The 2,556-nt window shown below is 58.3% G+C and carries 3 protein-coding genes; all 3 read right to left on the bottom strand.

Annotated features, from left to right (window positions below; genetic code table 11):
• Nucleotides 1–875: tagaturonate reductase (locus PFH44_RS26695; protein ID WP_283826706.1), on the bottom strand; the 875-nt coding region annotated here is incomplete at its 3' end.
• A 103-nt stretch (nucleotides 876–978) separates the two neighbouring features.
• Nucleotides 979–1,509, bottom strand: coding sequence for a GNAT family N-acetyltransferase (locus PFH44_RS26690; protein ID WP_045858224.1), 531 nt, complete (start codon nucleotides 1,507–1,509; stop codon nucleotides 979–981).
• A gap of 90 nt (nucleotides 1,510–1,599) precedes the next feature.
• Nucleotides 1,600–2,556 (bottom strand): GGDEF domain-containing protein (locus tag PFH44_RS26685; protein WP_283826705.1); only part of this gene is annotated, 957 nt, incomplete at its 5' end.

Here is a 2,556-nt window from a genome sequence, read left to right as displayed (position 1 = left end):
AGCGCGGTATGCGCGGCGTTAGAAATCGCCACTTTACGCTCTTTGTAAGGCTTAATATCGTCGACAATCAGGACGTTAAGCGCCAGCTTATCGAGGCGCAGCTCCGCGGCCAGCGATTGAGGCCCCTGAATAACGAAGAGATAGAAATGTTCGGCGGTGTCCAGGAAGGCGTCTTTATAGCCGAGCTGCTGCTCGATCTGCAGCGCTTCATCGCGCGGATAGCCGGTGACGATGCGGTCCACCAGCGTTGAGCAGAAGGTATTCGCCTCATCCAGCCAGGCGCTAAAGGCTTCCGGTAGCGCCCACTCTTTGGCGTAGCGCAGGACCAGCTCGCGCAGGGCTTCGCCGTTATAGTCGATAAGCTCGCAGGGAATAATGACCCAGCCTTTATCGCTGGCGCCGGAGAAGCAGCTGTAGCGCTCAAACAGCAGGCGCGTCAGCTTAGCCGGATAGCTTGCCGCCGGGGCATCGTCAAAGCGGTCTCCCGCGTGGTAGCTGATGCCCGCTTCGGTGGTATTAGAAAACACAAAGCGGATATCCGGGTTGTGCGCCAGGCGCAGGTATTCGGCATAGTCCGCATAGACGCTGATTTCCCGGGTGACGCTGCGGATCATGCGCGCATCGCTAACCGCCTCGCCCTGCTCGTTCAGCCCGCGAATAATCGTGGTATAGAGGCCGTCCTGAACGCTCAGCGACGGCGGGAACTCGCTCGCAATGGGGCGCACGATGACGACGCCGGCGTTCAGGTCGGTATGCTCATTGAGCAGATCGATCTGCCAGTCGATAAAGGCGCGTAAAAAGTTACCTTCGCCGAACTGGATAATGCGTTCAGGATACTGCGCGCCGGGAAAATCGCGACGATTTAGTGTTTTCACAATAGGTTCCCTCATAGAGTAGTCATACAACCTGAGTAATTGGTGTAATAACTTATCAGCTTTCTCTACGACTAAAACCCCGTTTTGATCAAACCATCGGCGGTTATTGCAGGAACTTATAGAACAACGAGGTGGCGGTCATCTTTCCGTCCGGCATCAGCGCATAGCGCGGAATTTCCCCGGCTTTTTCCCAGCCGCACTGAACGTAGAAGCGCTCGGCGCCACTGCCTGTTGCGGTGTCCAGCACCAGCACGGATTTGCCCCGGTCGCGGGCGATCTCCTCCAGATAGTTCATCAGCGCGTTGGCCAGCCCCTGCCGTCTGGCATTTTGGTGAACCAAAAGTTTGGCCACGTCCGCACGGTGAGGCTGGTTTTCCGGCTGGCTAACAATAAGCTGGACGGTACCGACAATCTGATGACGTTCATTTTCCGCCGCCACCACAATACGCTCGCCGGCGGCAACGCTTTGCGCCGTCCGCTGCCAGAAGTCGCTGGCGGTTTGCGCGGAGAATGGCAGCATAAAGCTGACCGACGCGCCGCCGTTCACGCAGCTGGTCAAAATGTCGGTTAACGGTTGAATCTGGTCGAGGATTTCTTCACGCGAGAGCGTGCGCAGGGAAAAGGATGTGGTCATGATAGGTTCCTTAAAATTGACCACATCACTATGTTTTTAACCTAAATTTAACACAAGAAAAATCACTATCGTTTTTTCTTATTACCGCCTTCAGACCAGTCCGGGGGTACAAACGCGATTGCGCCCCGCTTTCTTGGCGCTCACCAGATAGTCGTCGGCGGCCATCAGCAGCTGATTAAAGAGCTCGGTTATCCGCTCGCTCCCCACCTGACGGGACTCCAGACCCATGCTCACGGTCAGGCGGATCTGATTCTGCCCCCAGACAAAGGTTTGCGCCTCAACGCCCTGGCGGATTTTCTCCGCCAGCGCCTGACTCTCCTGCAGCGACGAGGTCAGAGTCGCCACGGCGAACTCCTCCCCGCCGATGCGCGCCACCATTCCCTGCTCGCCCGCCAGCTGGCGCACCTGCTGGGCAAACTGCGTCAGGACGCAATCGCCGCACTCGTGCCCCCAGCTGTCGTTAACCCGCTTAAAGCCGTCAATATCCAGTACCATCACCGTCAGCAGCTGCCCTTCGGCCAGCGGCTGACGCTTCAACGCCTCGCCGAGCCCGGAGCGCGAGTAAACGCGGGTCTGGAAATCAAAATCGGCGCGCAGCGCCAGCTGCTTCACCAGATTATTAATCGCTTCCACGCTCGAGGCGACAATCACCGGGCTAATCAGCATCGCGGCGATGCCCAGACGGGTGGAGAAGAGCTGCCAGGGCTGCATCCGCGCGTCGGGAGAGAGGTGGATCAGCGAGTTTGCCACCAGCAGAATTTCGCTGATGCCGGTTATAAACGTCAGCAGGCAGGTCAGCGGCAGCGGATAGCGAATGGCGCACCAGATCAGCGCCGGCAGCGGGAAGGTGATGCTCCCTGCTCCGCCCACGCTAACCCCGAGAATAATCGACAGTACCAGCGCGATAACCGGCAGAAGCTGGCGGAAACGGAAGGCGCCGAGCGCCGAAGGCAGCGTCAGGGTCAGAATAAACGGCAGGATCAGCACCGCCGTCGAGAACTGCTCGCTAAACCAGTCCGCCAGCCGGGGAATAAAGGTGGCACGCCC

It is taken from the genome of Klebsiella sp. Ech2A, assembly GCF_030078455.1.
GTDB classification, from domain to species: domain Bacteria; phylum Pseudomonadota; class Gammaproteobacteria; order Enterobacterales; family Enterobacteriaceae; genus Klebsiella; species Klebsiella terrigena.
This window is presented reverse-complemented; position numbering and strand designations above follow the sequence as displayed.